This window comes from Burkholderia sp. YHN3-13 (assembly GCF_055810675.1).
Genome location: NZ_JBVVNQ010000006.1, coordinates 199,453 through 214,107, shown reverse-complemented (window position 1 = coordinate 214,107; position 14,655 = coordinate 199,453). Strand labels below are relative to the sequence as shown.

The following is a 14,655-nucleotide window of genomic DNA, read 5'->3' as shown; positions in this document are numbered from 1 at the left end:
GTCCTGCCTTCCCCGCGTCAGCGCTTGCCCGCGCTCAGCGCGCCGGACGCGGACGTCGCGTCGCCCTCGTCGTGCTCGCCGCTCATGTCGCGCGCCCCCCAGCGCTGCGCGAGCGCCGCGCACGCCATCAGCTGGATCTGGTGGAACAGCATCAGCGGCAGCACGACCGCGCCGACCGCGTTCGCCGAGAAGATCACCTTCGCCATCGGCACGCCGGCCGCGAGGCTCTTCTTCGATCCGCAGAAGATGATCGTGATCTGGTCGGCGCGGTTGAAGCCGAGCCGCTTGCTGACGAACGCGGTCAGCAGCAGCGCGATCGCGAGCAGCACGAGGTTGACGACGAGCAGGCCGCCGAGCGCGCGCGGCGGGATCTGGTGCCACAGGCCCTCGTTGACGGCCTCGCTGAACGCGACGTAGACGACCAGCAGGATCGAGCCCTGGTCGACGAAGCGCAGCACGCCGCGGTTGCGGTCGATCCAGCCGCCGATCACGGGGCGCAGCAACTGACCGGCGATGAACGGCACGAGCAGCTGCATCACGATGCTGCCGACGGTGCTCCACGGCGACGCGGCGCCGGCCGACTGCGACGTGATCATCAGCCCGACGAGCGCCGGCGTGACGAAGATCCCGAGCAGGCTCGACGCGGATGCCGCGCACACGGCGGCCGGCACGTTGCCCTTCGCGATCGACGTGAACGCGATCGACGACTGGACCGTCGACGGCAGCGTGCACAGGAACAGCACGCCCGCATACAGCGTCGGCGTGACGAGCGGCTGCAGCACGGGTTTCAGCGCGAGGCCGAGCAGCGGGAACAGCGCGAACGTGCTGAGCAGCACGACCGCGTGCAGCCGCCAGTGGGTCGCGCCCGCGACGACGGCTTCGCGCGACAGCTTCGCGCCGTGCAGGAAGAACAGCAGGCCGACGGCGATGTTGGTCGCCCAGTTGAACGCGTGGGCGGCCGGGCCGCGGCAGGGCAGCAGGCTCGCGAGCACGACGGTGCCGACGAGCGCGAGCGTGAAGTTGTCGGGAAGAAAACGGGGACGGGCCATCGGGAACTCGATTCGGAAACGACGGAGGCGCGCGTCGCGCGCGCGGATGGCGTCATTGTCCCGGTTGACGATTCACTACACAAATTCATTGTGGGAATCGATTGATGAACTGATTGCATGTAACGGCGGCTGTCGCAGCGGCCCGGCGACACGCGGGATGGCAGAAGAATGTTCTGTCGCGATCGCGCCCTGAAGTGAAAAAACCTAGCAGTAACATGGTGTTACACCGGTGCCCGCGACATAACACTTTTTGGCTCGACACAGTTTCGGGCCGCTCATAAATTACTGCTGAAAGCCTTGGGTCGGCCGAAAGGAGCCGGCGGCGGGCGTGGACGGGCACTGAACGATGACGGAACGGGTGAAACGGAAGATCGGACGATGGGTGGCAGGCGTGCTCGGCACGTTGCTGATGCCGCTCGCGCTCGCGCAACCGCCCCACGGCGGTCATGGGTTCGGCGGCCACGGCTTCGGTGGCGGCGACATGCGCGCGTACGGTCAGCCGAATGGCGGCGGGCCCGGCGGCGTGCCGGTCTGGCGCCGCGTTCCGCCGCCCGGCGGGATGCGCCCCGGCGGCGTGAGCGGCTCCGGCTCCCGCTGGGGGCTGCGGCCGACGCCGTCGTACGGCCACTACGCCGCGCAAAGCCCGTATCGCCCGATCAGCGCCGAGGCGCGCCAGATGCCGCGCCCGCCGGGCGGCGGCAACGTGCCGCTGCGTGCCGGGTCGATCCGCGCCGACGTTGCGCGCTACAACGAGGAGCGCGGCGGCCGTCCGATGCCGCCGCCCCGCTCGCAGGAAGAACCTTCGCACTCGCCGTTTTTCTCCCCGTTCTACCGAAACTGAGCGCCCCGGCATTCGCCCCCCCGCCGGCTGATGCGAATTCGCCACAGTCGCGCGCAGATTTCCGCTGATTTTCCCGTCGCATTGCGCTATCTTTCGCGCCCGGCACGCGTATGCCACGCCGCCGCTGCGCCGCGCGACCGCGTTCGCGCCGGGCCGCCGCCGTGCATCCGGCCATGTATCGATCCCGCGAAGTTAATGCCGCCGCTATACCCGCAATAAGTGTGCGCAATTTTGACCGGACGAATGATCCGTAAAGATGGCTGCGCCCCATACGACGCAAGCACTCGGCTCCAAAAAACAACGCTCGCGCCACTTATCGACTATTCGACAAAACCTGGAGATCCCATGAAAGGATTCGCTCGCCGTGCCTCGCGCACGTCCGTCAAGCTGATCGCCGCAGCCGCCTGCGTGGCGGCCGCCGCACCCGTCCACGCGCAATCGAGCGTCTCGCTCTACGGCCAGGTCGACGAATGGGTCGGCGCGACCAAGTTCCCGGGCAGCGATCGCGCATGGAACGTGTCGGGCGGCGGGATGTCGACGTCGTACTGGGGCCTGCACGGCGCCGAGGATCTGGGCAGCGGCTACAAGGCGATCTTCACGCTGGAAAGCTTCTTCCGTGCGCAGAACGGCCAGTACGGCCGCTTCCAGGGCGACACGTTCTTCGCGCGCAACGCGTACGTCGGCATCAGCTCGCCGTACGGCACGGTGACGGCCGGCCGCCTGACGACGCACCTGTTCCTGTCGACGATCCTGTTCAACCCGTTCTACGACTCGTACACCTTCTCGCCGATGGTGTATCACGTGTTCCTCGGCCTCGGCACGTTCCCGACCTATCCGAGCGACCAGGGCGCGGTCGGCGATTCGGGCTGGAACAACGCGCTGTCGTACACGTCGCCTTCGTTCGGCGGCCTGAACTTCGGCGCGATGTACGCGCTCGGCAACCAGGCCGGCGACAACCGTTCGAAGAAGTGGAGCGCGCAGTTCAACTACGCGAACGGCCCGTTCGCGGCGACCGCGATGTATCAGTACGTGAACTTCAACAACGGCCCGCAGGATCTGAGCGCGCTCGTCGCCGGCATGAAGAGTCAGGGGATCGCGCTGGTCGGCGCGACCTACGACCTGAAGCTCGTGAAGCTGTTCGGCCAGTACATGTATACGAAGAACGACCAGGTCGCGGGAAGCTGGCACGTGAACACCGCGCAGGGCGGCGTGTCCGTGCCGCTCGGCGTGGGCAACGCGATGGCGTCGTACGCGTACTCGCGCGACGCGGGCGGCCTCGACCAGACGCGCCAGACCTGGGCCGTCGGCTACGACTATCCGCTGTCCAAGCGCACGGACGTCTACGCGGCCTACATGAACGACCACATCAGCGGCCTGTCGACCGGCAACACGTTCGGTGCCGGTATCCGCGCGAAGTTCTGACGCGCACGCGCGAACGGTGCGCGGGCCGCGCGTGTAAATCGCGCGTTCCGGCTGCATGTTTTCCCGCCAGAAACGGCGCCGCCACACGCGGCGCCGTTTTGCCTTTCTTGACCTTTCTGTTTCCTCGCCTTTGTTACCCTATCTCGTAATTGGACCATTCCCCCCGTCATTACGAGCTAGTTCGATGGATACCCTCGTCAGCATGAATGTGTTTCGCTACGTCGTCGAAGTGGGCAGCTTCGTCGGCGCGGCCGAGCGCATGCAGATGTCGGCTGCGATGGCGAGCAAGCACGTGATGCATCTCGAGCAGCAGCTCGGCGCGCGCCTGCTGCATCGCACGACACGACGCGTCGCGCCTACCGAGGCGGGACGCGAATACTACGAGCGCCTCGTGCAGGCGCTGTCCGAACTCGACGAAGCCGGGCAGGCCGTCGGCGCCGCGAGCGTGGTGCCGCAGGGCAGGCTGCGCGTGACGTCGCTGTCCGCGTTCGGGCTGCGGCACGTGATGCAGGCCGTCACCGATTACGCGGGCCGCTTCCCGGACGTGACCGTCGACATGACGCTGTCCGATCGCGTGGTCGACCTGATCGAGGAAGGCTACGACGTCGCGGTGCGCGCGGCGCCGAACGGCCTGAAATCGTCGTCGCTGGTCGCGCGGCAGATCGCGACCGCGCACATCCTGCTGGTCGCGTCGCCCGAGTATCTCGAGAAGCACGGCACGCCGCAGACGATCGCCGATCTCGCGCACCACAACTACCTGCGGCGCGATTCGAATTCGACGATGCTCGATTCGCTGGTGATCGACGCGGCCGCCGCGTCGCGCGTGAACCTGAACGGCAACCTGATCGTGAATCATCTCGAAGGGCTGCGCGCAGCCGTGCTCGCCGGCGCGGGCATCGCGCTGCTCGGCACCGAGGTGGTCGGCGACGACATCGAGTCGGGCCGGCTCGTGCCGGTGCTGCTCGATTCGGTGCCGCCGCACGAAGCGCCGATCTATGCGGTGTACGCGAGCCGTCGTCACGTGTCCGCGAAGGTGCGCTCGTTCGTCGATTTCCTCGCGGCGCGTTTCGAAGGGCAGTCGCTGTGCCCGTCGATCGAATCGCGCCTGCGCGTGCTGCCGATCACGCGGATGAAGCGGGTGGTCTGAGCCGCGGATTCCGCCGCGGCGGGGCAACAAAAAAAAGCGCGAACCGCAGCGGTTCGCGCTTTTTTGTTGGTGCCGACGGTTGGCGTGTCGATCGCGGCCGCGGGGGCCGCCGCATGCGTCAGCGCGGGACGCCGAGCCGCGCCTTCGCGTCGTCGTACTCACGCTTCAGCCGCTCGACGAGCGCCCCCACGCTCGGCAGGTCGTCCATCAGGCCGACGCCCTGGCCGGCGCCCCAGATGTCCTTCCACGCCTTCGTCTTGTCGCTGCCGAAATTCATCTTGGTCTTGTCGGATTCCGGCAGCGCCTCGGGATCGAGGCCGGCTTTCTCGATGCTCTCGCGGATGTAGTTGCCGTGCACGCCGGTGAAGAGGTTCGTGTAGATGATGTCCGACGATTTCGCGTTGACGATCGCACGCTTGTAGTCCTCGACCGCGTGCGCTTCCTGCGTCGCGATGAAGCGCGTGCCCATGTACGCGAGGTCGGCGCCCATCGCCTGCGCGGCGAGGATCGAGCCGCCGTTCGCGATCGAGCCGGACAGCACGATCGGGCCGTCGAAGATCTTGCGGACTTCGCCGACCAGCGCGAACGGCGACGTCGTGCCCGCGTGGCCGCCGGCGCCGGCCGCGACGAGGATCAACCCGTCGACGCCGGCTTCGAGCGCCTTCTGCGCGTGGCGCAGGTTGATCACGTCGTGCAGCACGATGCCGCCGTAGCTGTGCACCGCGTCGACGATCTCGCGCGCCGGCGCGCGCAGGCTCGTGATGAAGATCGGCACCTTGTGCTCGACGCACACGCGCACGTCGTGCTCGAGCCGCGCGTTCGACTGGTGGACGATCTGGTTGACCGCGATCGGGCCGATCACCGCGTCGGGGTGTTTCGCCTTGTGGTCGGCCAGCTCCGACTGGATCTGCGTGAGCCACGCGTCGAGCTGCTCGGCCGGACGCGCGTTGAGCGCGGGGAACGAACCGACGATGCCCGCCTTGCATTGCGCGAGCACGAGTTCGGGGTAGCTGACGATGAACATCGGCGACGCGATGACGGGCAGCGTCAGGTTCTGCAGGACAGCGGGCAATGCCATGTGATGTCTCCAGTCTCCAGGGGCCGTCGGCGCCCGCGCGGTCGCGTGGCGCCGACACCATGCTTGGCGTGCGAACGGTGATTCGAGTGTAGCCGCGAACCGCGGTGCGCTCGATGGCGTTCATATTAATACGAACGGTCGTGCGATTCTACGCGAGCTTAACAAAATGCGCGGTGGGGCGGCAATCGAGGGAGTGTTCTCTTTCTACGGTTTCGGGTGGTTACCCCGCTGTGTAGACGCACCGGCGCTCCTAAAATAGCCGCCATAACAAACCAACGAGAAACAAACCATGTCGTTTGAGGCGTTTGCACCGTTTCGCGTGACGGTGCAGGACACCGACATCTTCGGTGTCAAAGGAGGCGCGGGTCCGCCGCTTCTGTTGCTGCACGGGCATCCGCAAACCCACATGATCTGGCATCGCGTCGCCGCGACGCTTGCGAATCATTTCACGGTGATCGCCACCGACCTGCGCGGCTACGGCGCGTCGGGCCGGCCGCCGAGCGACGCGCGGCACATGCCGTATTCGAAACGGGCGATGGCGGCCGACCAGGTCGCGGTGATGCGGCATTTCGGCTTCGAGCAGTTCCACGTGTGCGCGCACGATCGCGGCGCGCGGGTCGCGCACCGCCTCGCGCTCGATCACGCGGACGCCGTCGAGCGGATGATGCTGCTCGACATCGCGCCGACGCTCGCGATGTACGAGAAAACCGACCGCGCATTCGCGACCGCGTATTTCCACTGGTTCTTCCTGATCCAGCCGGCGCCGCTGCCCGAGACGCTGATCGGCGCCCATACCGATGCCTACATCGAGCGCGTGATGGGCAACCGCTCGGCCGGGCTCGCGCCGTTCGCGCCCGCGGCGCTCGACGCCTATCGCGCGGCGCTCGCGCAGCCGGGCGCCGTGCATGCGATGTGCGAGGACTATCGCGCGTCGGCGACGATCGACCTCGAGCACGACCGCGCCGATCTCGAGCGCGGCAACAAGGTCGCGTGCCCGCTGCGCGTACTGTGGGGCGAGCACGGGATCGTCGGCCGCTGCTTCGATCCGCTCGACGAATGGCGACGCGTCGCGCGCGACGTCAGCGGCCGTGCGCTCGACTGCGGCCACTACATTCCGGAAGAGGCGCCCGTCGCGCTGATCGACGAACTGCTCGCGTTCTTCGAAGCGCGCGACCCGGCTGCGTAGCGGTGCGTGCGGGCAGCGCGCGCGGCCCGCTGCTCAGCGCTGCGCGTGGTCGTCGTCGGCCAGCGGCGGCAGGCGTCGCGGCACCGGTGTCGATTTCACGATCGCGGTGCTCGTCTCCGCGCGCTCGGTCACCTTCGACAGGATGTCGTCGAGGTGCGCGATCGTGCGCAGGTAGAGCCGGCAGATGAAGCAGTCTTCGCCGGTGACCTTGTCGCATTCGACGAATTCGGGAATGCGCCGCAACAACTCCTCGACCAGGTGCAACTGGCCCGGCAGCGGCTTCACGCGGACGATCGCCTGCAACGTGTAGCCGAGCGCGCGCGGGTCGAGCTCGACGGTGAACGCGGCGATCACGCCCTGCGCCTCGAGCCGGCGCACGCGGTCGGCGGTGGCGGGCGCCGACAGCCCGATCTGCCGGGCGAGTTCGCTGGTCGCGATGCGCGCATCGTCGGCGAGCGCCGCGAGGATCGCGCGGTCGGTCGCGTCGAGCGACGCGACGGCGGGAGGAGAAAGGCGTTTCGGCATGATTGCTTTGCTTTCGAAGGTCAATCGGCTGATTCGCTTCAGTTTAGCCGTGGTTTCGGCGAAAGCAAGTTTCTAGAATCGAAGTCATCCCGTCTCTTCAACGGAGTTCATGATGGCCTCGAATGAAATTCGCCGCGGCGGCGCCGAGATGGTCGTCGCGATGCTGATGTCCGGCACGATCGGCTGGCTCGTGATGTCGTCGCAGCAGCCGCTGACGAATGTCGTGTTCTTCCGCTGCCTGTTCGGCGCCGCGACGCTCGCGATCGTCTGCGCGGCGTTCGGCTTCCTGCGCCGCTCGCTGTTCTCGCCGCGCATGCTCGCGCTCGCGACGCTCGGCAGCGTCGCGATCGTCGCGAACTGGCTGCTGCTGTTCGCCGCGTATTCGCGGGCGTCGATCTCGATGGCCACCGCCGTCTACAACACCCAGCCGTTCATGCTCGTCGCGCTCGGCGCGATCGTGTTCCGCGAACGGATCACCGCGTCGACGGTCGCGTGGCTCGCGCTCGCCTTCGCCGGGCTCGTGTTCGTGGTGCGCGTCGAGCCGTCCGTGCTCGCGGTGCCCGGCGAGTATCTCGAGGGCGTGGCGCTGTCGCTCGGCGCGGCGTTCCTGTACGCGATCTCGTCGATCGTCACGAAGCATCTGAAGGGGACGCCGCCGCACCTGCTCGCGTTGCTGCAGGCCGGCATCGGCATCGTGCTGCTCGCGCCGTTCGCGCACTTCGGCACGCTGCCCGCGACGGCCGGGCAGTGGCTCGACCTGATCGTGCTCGGCGTCGTCAACACGGGCCTGATGTACGTGCTGCTGTACGGCGCGATCCAGAAGCTGCCGACCGCGATGACCGGCGCGCTGTCGTTCGTCTACCCGGTCGTCGCGATCGTCGTCGATCACTTCGCGTTCGGGCAGACGCTCGCGTGGTCGCAGGTGCTTGGCGCGCTGCTGATCCTGCTCGCGGCGGCCGGCGTGAACCTCGGCTGGCGCATCGTGCCCGCGCGTCGCGCGGCGGTCGGCAACTGAAACGATCGTACGATTCGGCATGGCCGAACGATGCCGCCGCCGCCCGCCGGGCGCCCGTTTCGGGAACGACGATTGCGCGCGAAAGCGGCCCGCGCGCACGCGTGGAAAACGCTGTAAGAAGTTGTAGGGAAACACCCGATGCAATGCGGCCGCGTCGCTCGTATGATGCGGGCTGTGACGTTGATCACGTTCACAGGATTCCGATCTCGACGCCGTTCGCCCGCGAGGCTGAACGGCTTTTTTTTATGTCTCGCTTCCGGCGAGCAGGCGCCGCCGCGCGTCGAGCCGCGCGAGCAGCGCACGCCTCGCGTCGTCGTCCGACGTGCGCCATCCCTTGATCTCGCCGCGCGTGCGCAGGCAGCCCGCGCACCAGTCGGTGCGCGGATCGATCCGGCAGACGTCGGTGCACGGCGACGCGACCGTGCCGACCGGCAGCGGCACGTCGCTCATGCCGGGTCCCGCAACGCGACGTCCGCGACCGGCGCGCCGGTCAGCGACACGAGTTCGTGCGGCGACAGGTTGAACACCGCGTGCGGATGGCCGGCGGCCGCCCACAGGCTGTCGAGCGCGAGCAGGTCGGCGTCGATCAGCGTGACGGGTTCGACGAGATGGCCGATCGGGCAGACGCCGCCGATCGCGTAGCCGGTGTTGTCGCGCACGAATTTCGCGTCCGCGCGGCCGACCGCGCCGACCTGCGCGGCAACCTTCTTCTCGTCGACGCGATTGACGCCGCTCGCGACCACCAGCACGGGCGCGCCGTCCGACTGCCGGCGAAACAGGATCGACTTCGCGATCTGCGCGACCGAGCAGCCGAGCCCGGCCGCGGCCTCGGCCGACGTCTTGCCGGTTTCGGCGAGCATCACGATGCCTTTCGCGTGGCCGCGCTCGCGCAGCAACAGCGCGACGCGTCGCGCGGAATCGGGGAGGGAATCGAATGAAGCAGGTGTCGTCATGTTGAGGAATCCATGGAGTGCCGTGGTCACACGCAGGCCGAGTCGTCGGCCGCGCTTTGTGCCTTGGCGAGCAATGCGCGACCGGCGCGCGACACGTTCGCGCGGCCGATCGCGTTCGAGATGAAGTCGCCGGCGGCGACGACCTGCGCGAGATCGATGCCGGTGTCGATGCCGAGGCCCTGCAGCAGGTACAGCACGTCCTCGGTCGCGACGTTGCCGGTCGCGCCCTTCGCGTACGGGCAGCCGCCGAGACCCGCGACCGAGGCGTGGAAGATCTCGATCCCTTCGAACAGCGCCGCGTAGATGTTCGCGAGCGCCTGGCCGTAGGTGTCGTGGAAGTGGCCCGACAGGCGCTCGCGCGGAAACACGCGCGTGACGGCCGCGAGCACCTCGCGCGTGCGCTTCGGCGTGCCGACGCCGATCGTGTCGGCGATGTCGATCTCGTCGCAGCCGAGCGCCGCGAAGCGCTCGACGACGTCGACGACCGACGCGACCGGCACCTCGCCCTGGTACGGGCAGCCGAGCGTGCACGACACGCTGCCGCGCAGCCGCAGGCCGGCATCCTTCGCGGCCTTCGCGACGGGCTCGAAGCGCGCGATGCTCTCGGCGATGCTGCAGTTGATGTTCCGCTGCGAGAATGCCTCGCTCGCCGCGCCGAAGATCACGACCTCGTCCGCGCGTGCGGCGAGCGCATTCTCGAAACCCTTCAGGTTCGGCGTGAGCACCGAGTACACGGTGCCCGCGCGGCGTTCGATACCGGCCATCACGTCGGCACCGTCGGCCATTTGGGGCACCCATTTCGGCGACACGAACGACGCGGCCTCGATGTTGCGGAAGCCGGCGCGCGACAGCCGGTCGACGAGCGCGATCTTCACGTCGGTCGGCACGAAGGTCTTCTCGTTCTGCAGCCCGTCGCGCGGGCCGACTTCGACGATCTTGACGGCGGTGGGGAACGTCATGGTTGTCTCCTGGTTTCTCTCGAGGCGGAATTCAGTAGCCGCGCGCGTAGTCGACGACGCCGCTGACGCGTTCGCCGCGCTCGAACGCGCGGATCTTGCCGGCGATCTGCTCGACGGCCTCCGCGCGCAGCGTCTCGGCCGAGCTGTGCGGCGTGATCGTGATGCGCGGCGTATGCCAGAACGGATGGTCTTCCGGCAGCGGTTCGTGCTGGAACACGTCGAGCGTGGCCGCGGCGATCCGGCCGCTCGCGAGCGCGTCGAGCAGGTCGGCCTCGACGAGATGCGCGCCGCGCGCGACGTTGACGACGTACGCGCCGGGCGCGAGCCGCGCGAACGCGCGCGACGACAGGATGCCGTCGGTGTCGGGCGTGCTCGGCAGCAGGTTGACGAGCACCTTCGCGCCGTCGATGCAGGCGTCGAATGCGCCGTCGCCGGCGAAGGTCGTCATGCCGTCGAGCTGCTTCGCGCTGCGGCTGTAGCCGCGCACGGGCAGGCCGAGCGCGGCGAGGGCGCGCGCGACCTGCGTGCCGAGCACGCCGAGGCCGAGCACGGCGACGGTGAAGCTCGCGCGCGGATGCGGGTCGAGCGGCTGCCAGCGGCGCTCGCGCTGCAGCGCGTCGTATTCGTCGAAGCGGCGCAGGTAGCGCAGCACCGCGTGCGTCACGTACTCGACCATCTGCCGTGCCATGCCCGAATCTTCCAGCCGCACCAGCGGCACGTGCGTGGGCAGCGTGCCCGGATGCGCGCGCTCGAGCGCGAGCAGCGCGTCGACGCCCGCGCCGAGATTGAAGATCGCGCGCAGGCCGTCGCGCGGCGCGAAGAATTCGCGCGGCGCGCGCCACACGAGCGCATAGTCGGCGGCGGCCGTGTCGCCCGGCTGCCACGCGCGCAGCTCGGCTTCCGGCAGCGCGTGGGCGATCTCGTCGCGCCATGCGCCGGCTTCCTGGTGCGGGGAATAGAACAGGATCTTCATTGCGCGACGGCGTGCGCGCCGGCGGGGCGCGTCACGGGCAAGGCGAGCGGAGCCGGGCGCGGCGCGCCGGCGGGCGTAGCGAACATCGGGCGTCTCCTGGCGAGTGGGCCCGGCGCATCGGCGCCCGGCCCGGCTCGGTGTGAAGCTGACGGGAAGCCCACATTCTACGGTTTCGCGGCACATTGCGCCGTCGCGCGGGCCCGCGCAGGCGGCCGGCACGCGGATGGCCGGCCCACGGATGGCCGCCCCACGCAAAAGCAAAGCACAAAATATTGGTTCGGCCGCCGGGGACGCGGCGCCACAATCGAACCTCGTCTTCAAGCAAGCGAGGGCAATCATGAGCGCATGCAGCAAATCGGCGTGGCCGCCGCGGCTCGTCACCGTTCCGGGCCTGCACGGCAGCGAAGGCGCTCACTGGCAGACCTGGCTCGAGCGGCAATTCCCGCGTTCGCTGCGCGTCGAGCAGGACGACTGGGACGCCCCCGATCTCGCCGGCTGGGCGCACTCGGTGCGCACGCTGCTCGAACGCGAGCGCGGGCCGTTCGTGCTCGCCGCCCACAGCTTCGGCTGCCTCGCGACCGCGCATGCGCTCGCGCAGGGGCCGCATACGGGCGATGTCGCGGGCGTGCTGTTCGTCGCGCCGGCCAGCCCGAAGAAATTCACGTTCGCCGGGCCGTTCGACGCACGCCGGCTCGCGGTGCCGTCGATCGTGATCGGCAGCGAGACCGATCCGTGGATGCCGCTCGCCGACGCGCGCACGCTCGCGCAGCGCCTCGGCAGCGCGTTCGTGAACCTGGGCGACGCCGGGCACATCAACACGGCGGCCGGCTTCGGGCCGTGGCCGCGCGCGAAATACTTCATGGATACGCTGGTGCACTGCGCGGCGCCGCTGCGCTTTCGCGACGCGGACGACGGCTTCGAAGCCGCGCTCGTCGACCGCGCGCTCGCGCACGCGGTCTGACGGCGCGGGCCGTCGCGCTTACGACGCGGCGACGGGCTTGACGGCGGCCGGATCCGAATAACTCGGCCGGCCGTTTTCGACGTGGCCCGCGAAGCGGCGCGAGAACGTGCCGCTCGCGCCGTCGCTGACCGTCACGTCATACCACTGGTGGCTCGACGCGAGCGCCCACTGCTCGACCCACTCGTCGCCGCCGTGCAGCGTCACCTGCCGCGACGGCGCGCCGTATGCGTTGTCGGTCAGCGTCAGCGTGACATGCGCGCCACCGTGGTTGCGCAGCTTCAGGTACAGGTTCCCGTTCGCGACGTCGTAGCCGGCCTTCACCTCCGGCTGGGCCGGATTGCGGTGCGGCGCGGCCGTGGCCGGCACGTTGCCGGAGAACATCCGCACGAACCCGTTCGTCCCGTACACCGCGAACGCATACACGCCGTGCGTCGCCGTCAGGTCGAAGTCCGCGTGCAGCACGCGGCGCGCGCCGACCGTATAGCGCCACGGGCCGTCGGTGCGGTTCGTCGCGTACACGTGGAAGTGCGCGCCCTGGTTGCCGCGGTTCGCGAATTCGATGCGCAGCTTCGTTCCGCCGTCGAGGCTCGCGTTCACATGCAGTTCGTACGGCAGGGCGCGCGCGGGCCGCACGCCGGGCTCCTGCGGATCGACCGGCGACGGCGTCGCGGGCACGGTGGGCGCGGGCTGCGACGTGCACTGCTGGTCCGCGATCGAACGGTACTGGCTGGTATCCGGCAGCGGCGGGAACGCGGTATCCGACGAGCGGAAGTCGAACGCGGCGGTGAGGTCGCCGCACACCGTACGGCGCCACGGCGTGATGTTCGGTTCGTCGATGCCGAAGCGCGCGCCGATGAAGCGGATCACCGACGTATGGTCGAACACCTGCGAGCAGACGTAGCCGCCCTTGGTCCACGGCGACACGACCGTCATCGGCACGCGCGGCCCGAGGCCGTACGGCAGGCCGTCGGCCGTGTAGCTGCCGCCGCGGCCGGGGTTCACGACCGTATGCAGCTCGCCGTCGGTCGTCACGGTGGACGCGCCCTGCGCGGCCGACGTCGGCGGCTGCGGCGGCACGATGTGGTCGAAGAAGCCGTCGTTCTCGTCGTACATGATGAACAGCACGGTCTTGCGCCACACGTCCGGGTTCGACGTGAGCGCATCGAGGATCTGCGACGTGTAGTTCGCGCCGTACGCCGGCGTGTATTTCGGATGCTCGGAGAACGCGGCCGGCGGGCACAGCCACGACACCTGCGGCAGCCGGTCGTTGATCACGTCGTCCTTCAGGTGGTCGAGCGTGCGTACCGTCTGCGCGCGCTGGTACAGCGAGGAACCGGGCTTCGCGTTGATGAAGTTCGCGAAGTTCTGCAGCACGTTCGTGCCGTAGTTGCCGTTGTACGGATCGTTGCCCGTCGTGCCCTGCTGGTAGATCTGCCACGACACGCCGTGCGCGTCGAGACGCTCGGGAAAGGTCGTCCACGACAGCAGCTGGTAGGCGGGCGGCCCGTCGCCGTCGACGTAGTCGCTGTTGTCGAGCAGCGGGCCGCCGAACTTGCCGGTCGGGTCGACCGTGCCCGTCATCAGGTAGGAACGGTTCGGATGCGTCGGGCCCGGCAGCGAGCAGAAGTAGTGGTCGCATACGGTGAACGCGTCGGCGAGCGCGTAGTGGAACGGAATGTCCTCGCGCACGTGATAGCCCATCGTCATGTCGGTCTTGTTCGCGGGCCACTGGTCGTAGCGGCCGCCGTCGATCGCCGCGTGCGTCTTGTACCACGAGTGGTCGAGATCGCCGACGCACTGCGCGCTCGTCGTCAGCGTGTTCAGCCGGAACGGCAGCACGGGCTTGCCCGGATCGGCCTTCGACGGCTGATACCACACCGGCTTGCCGTTCGGCAGCGGGATCGGGAAGCGGTCGTTGTAGCCGCGCACGCCGCGCAGGTGTCCGAAGTAATGATCGAACGAGCGGTTCTCCTGCATGAACACGACGATGTGCTCGACATCGCGGATCGTGCCGGTGCCGCGCGCGGCGGGAATCGCGAGCGCGCGGCGGATCGATTCGGGAAAGGCGTTGAGCGCGACGGCGGCGCCCGCGGATTGTGCGACGGTATGCAGGAAACGGCGGCGGCTCGATGACGTCATGTGGTTCACCTCGGTTCTGCGGTCGGGGGACGGAAGCGGCGGGATCAGCCCGGCGACGACGCCGCGGCGCTCGACGTGGCCGCGTTCGACGCCGGCTTCGCGTCGTCGTCGTCATCGGGCGGGTAGTGCACGACGGGCGGCGCGAGCGGCGCGGCATCGGATGCGGCACCGCCCGCGGCTGCCTCGCTGTTGAACGCGCTGGCGGAGCCGGCCGATGCGCTGCCTTGCTGGGAGGCGTCGGTCGCGTGAGCGTCGTGCGGCGCGTCGTCGCTGCAGGCGGCGACGAAAACGGCGGCACAAAGAACGACGGCGACGGAAACGCGGCGCATGACTTTCTCTCCTGGCGGGCTGATCGGGAAACGTTTTCGAGTATGCCGATGCGATGCGACGTTTCGGTGAATCGTTTG

The 14,655-nt window shown here is 68.7% G+C and carries 15 protein-coding genes; 6 read left to right on the top strand and 9 right to left on the bottom strand.

All coding sequences use genetic code 11. The annotated features are described in order from the left end of the window. Positions 1 to 17: 17 nt before the first annotated feature. Positions 18 to 1,049 (bottom strand): bile acid:sodium symporter family protein, encoded by a 1,032-nt coding sequence (locus AC0KUR_RS16690; protein WP_034189127.1) that lies wholly within the window; start codon positions 1,047 to 1,049, stop codon positions 18 to 20. 346 nt (positions 1,050 to 1,395) lie between these two features. Between AC0KUR_RS16690 and AC0KUR_RS16685 the strand changes: the two genes are divergently transcribed. The 3 genes from AC0KUR_RS16685 (at position 1,396) to AC0KUR_RS16675 (ending at position 4,459) form a co-directional block, all read left to right on the top strand. Then, the gene (locus tag AC0KUR_RS16685; protein ID WP_034189128.1) at positions 1,396 to 1,890 is read left to right on the top strand and encodes a hypothetical protein; all 495 of its coding nucleotides are present in this window, start codon (positions 1,396 to 1,398) and stop codon (positions 1,888 to 1,890) included. Between the two features lie 345 nt (positions 1,891 to 2,235). Beyond that, positions 2,236 to 3,312 carry a porin gene (locus AC0KUR_RS16680; protein WP_034189129.1) on the top strand — a complete coding sequence of 359 codons (1,077 nt, stop codon included), beginning with the start codon at positions 2,236 to 2,238 and terminating at the stop codon, positions 3,310 to 3,312. 184 nt (positions 3,313 to 3,496) lie between these two features. Further along, on the top strand, positions 3,497 to 4,459 hold the full coding sequence (locus AC0KUR_RS16675; protein WP_059558877.1) for a LysR family transcriptional regulator: 963 nt from the start codon (positions 3,497 to 3,499) through the stop codon (positions 4,457 to 4,459). Between the two features lie 118 nt (positions 4,460 to 4,577). Here AC0KUR_RS16675 and AC0KUR_RS16670 read toward each other — a convergent pair whose 3' ends face one another. Next, on the bottom strand, positions 4,578 to 5,537 hold the full coding sequence (locus tag AC0KUR_RS16670) for an NAD(P)H-dependent flavin oxidoreductase (RefSeq protein ID WP_343727658.1): 960 nt from the start codon (positions 5,535 to 5,537) through the stop codon (positions 4,578 to 4,580). A 289-nt stretch (positions 5,538 to 5,826) separates the two neighbouring features. Between AC0KUR_RS16670 and AC0KUR_RS16665 the strand changes: the two genes are divergently transcribed. Further along, entirely contained in the window at positions 5,827 to 6,723 is an 897-nt protein-coding gene (locus AC0KUR_RS16665) for an alpha/beta fold hydrolase (protein ID WP_034189132.1), read from the top strand. A 33-nt stretch (positions 6,724 to 6,756) separates the two neighbouring features. Here AC0KUR_RS16665 and AC0KUR_RS16660 read toward each other — a convergent pair whose 3' ends face one another. Then, positions 6,757 to 7,248 carry an Lrp/AsnC family transcriptional regulator gene (locus AC0KUR_RS16660; RefSeq protein WP_034189293.1) on the bottom strand — a complete coding sequence of 164 codons (492 nt, stop codon included), beginning with the start codon at positions 7,246 to 7,248 and terminating at the stop codon, positions 6,757 to 6,759. Positions 7,249 to 7,360: 112 nt separating this feature from the next. Between AC0KUR_RS16660 and AC0KUR_RS16655 the strand changes: the two genes are divergently transcribed. Continuing rightward, positions 7,361 to 8,263 (top strand): DMT family transporter, encoded by a 903-nt coding sequence (locus tag AC0KUR_RS16655; RefSeq protein ID WP_473376194.1) that lies wholly within the window; start codon positions 7,361 to 7,363, stop codon positions 8,261 to 8,263. A gap of 243 nt (positions 8,264 to 8,506) precedes the next feature. Here AC0KUR_RS16655 and AC0KUR_RS16650 read toward each other — a convergent pair whose 3' ends face one another. From AC0KUR_RS16650 to AC0KUR_RS16635, 4 genes are read right to left on the bottom strand one after another with little or no spacing between them, the layout of a single operon-like run. Beyond that, positions 8,507 to 8,713, bottom strand: coding sequence for a DUF1289 domain-containing protein (locus AC0KUR_RS16650; RefSeq protein ID WP_034189134.1), 207 nt, complete (start codon positions 8,711 to 8,713; stop codon positions 8,507 to 8,509). After that, a complete protein-coding gene (locus tag AC0KUR_RS16645) occupies positions 8,710 to 9,216 on the bottom strand; it encodes a YbaK/EbsC family protein (protein ID WP_034189135.1) in 507 nt (168 codons plus the stop codon). The genes AC0KUR_RS16650 and AC0KUR_RS16645 overlap by 4 nt, the downstream gene beginning before the upstream one ends. A 26-nt stretch (positions 9,217 to 9,242) precedes the next feature. Next, complete coding sequence (locus tag AC0KUR_RS16640) at positions 9,243 to 10,175, bottom strand: hydroxymethylglutaryl-CoA lyase (RefSeq protein ID WP_226229392.1); 933 nt, start codon at positions 10,173 to 10,175, stop codon at positions 9,243 to 9,245. Between the two features lie 31 nt (positions 10,176 to 10,206). Then, entirely contained in the window at positions 10,207 to 11,148 is a 942-nt protein-coding gene (locus AC0KUR_RS16635) for a 2-hydroxyacid dehydrogenase (RefSeq protein ID WP_473376193.1), read from the bottom strand. A 337-nt stretch (positions 11,149 to 11,485) separates the two neighbouring features. On the opposite strand from AC0KUR_RS16635, the gene AC0KUR_RS16630 reads away from it, so the two are divergent. Continuing rightward, positions 11,486 to 12,109, top strand: coding sequence for an RBBP9/YdeN family alpha/beta hydrolase (locus AC0KUR_RS16630; protein ID WP_473376192.1), 624 nt, complete (start codon positions 11,486 to 11,488; stop codon positions 12,107 to 12,109). 18 nt (positions 12,110 to 12,127) lie between these two features. Here AC0KUR_RS16630 and AC0KUR_RS16625 read toward each other — a convergent pair whose 3' ends face one another. Further along, complete coding sequence (locus AC0KUR_RS16625) at positions 12,128 to 14,248, bottom strand: phosphocholine-specific phospholipase C (RefSeq protein ID WP_473376191.1); 2,121 nt, start codon at positions 14,246 to 14,248, stop codon at positions 12,128 to 12,130. Positions 14,249 to 14,292: 44 nt separating this feature from the next. Further along, the gene (locus AC0KUR_RS16620) at positions 14,293 to 14,577 is read right to left on the bottom strand and encodes a hypothetical protein (RefSeq protein WP_473376190.1); all 285 of its coding nucleotides are present in this window, start codon (positions 14,575 to 14,577) and stop codon (positions 14,293 to 14,295) included. Between the last annotated feature and the right edge of the window lie 78 nt (positions 14,578 to 14,655).

Excerpts from the sequence above, each read along its gene's own strand:
- AC0KUR_RS16690 (WP_034189127.1), bottom strand. The coding sequence starts at position 1,049 with ATGGCCCGTCCCCGTTTTCTTCCCGACAACTTCACGCTCGCGCTCGTC.
- AC0KUR_RS16685 (WP_034189128.1), top strand. The coding sequence starts at position 1,396 with ATGACGGAACGGGTGAAACGGAAGATCGGACGATGGGTGGCAGGCGTG.
- AC0KUR_RS16680 (WP_034189129.1), top strand. The coding sequence starts at position 2,236 with ATGAAAGGATTCGCTCGCCGTGCCTCGCGCACGTCCGTCAAGCTGATC.
- AC0KUR_RS16675 (WP_059558877.1), top strand. The coding sequence starts at position 3,497 with ATGGATACCCTCGTCAGCATGAATGTGTTTCGCTACGTCGTCGAAGTG.
- AC0KUR_RS16670 (WP_343727658.1), bottom strand. The coding sequence starts at position 5,537 with ATGGCATTGCCCGCTGTCCTGCAGAACCTGACGCTGCCCGTCATCGCG.
- AC0KUR_RS16665 (WP_034189132.1), top strand. The coding sequence starts at position 5,827 with ATGTCGTTTGAGGCGTTTGCACCGTTTCGCGTGACGGTGCAGGACACC.
- AC0KUR_RS16660 (WP_034189293.1), bottom strand. The coding sequence starts at position 7,248 with ATGCCGAAACGCCTTTCTCCTCCCGCCGTCGCGTCGCTCGACGCGACC.
- AC0KUR_RS16655 (WP_473376194.1), top strand. The coding sequence starts at position 7,361 with ATGGCCTCGAATGAAATTCGCCGCGGCGGCGCCGAGATGGTCGTCGCG.
- AC0KUR_RS16650 (WP_034189134.1), bottom strand. The coding sequence starts at position 8,713 with ATGAGCGACGTGCCGCTGCCGGTCGGCACGGTCGCGTCGCCGTGCACC.
- AC0KUR_RS16645 (WP_034189135.1), bottom strand. The coding sequence starts at position 9,216 with ATGACGACACCTGCTTCATTCGATTCCCTCCCCGATTCCGCGCGACGC.
- AC0KUR_RS16640 (WP_226229392.1), bottom strand. The coding sequence starts at position 10,175 with ATGACGTTCCCCACCGCCGTCAAGATCGTCGAAGTCGGCCCGCGCGAC.
- AC0KUR_RS16635 (WP_473376193.1), bottom strand. The coding sequence starts at position 11,148 with ATGAAGATCCTGTTCTATTCCCCGCACCAGGAAGCCGGCGCATGGCGC.
- AC0KUR_RS16630 (WP_473376192.1), top strand. The coding sequence starts at position 11,486 with ATGAGCGCATGCAGCAAATCGGCGTGGCCGCCGCGGCTCGTCACCGTT.
- AC0KUR_RS16625 (WP_473376191.1), bottom strand. The coding sequence starts at position 14,248 with ATGACGTCATCGAGCCGCCGCCGTTTCCTGCATACCGTCGCACAATCC.
- AC0KUR_RS16620 (WP_473376190.1), bottom strand. The coding sequence starts at position 14,577 with ATGCGCCGCGTTTCCGTCGCCGTCGTTCTTTGTGCCGCCGTTTTCGTC.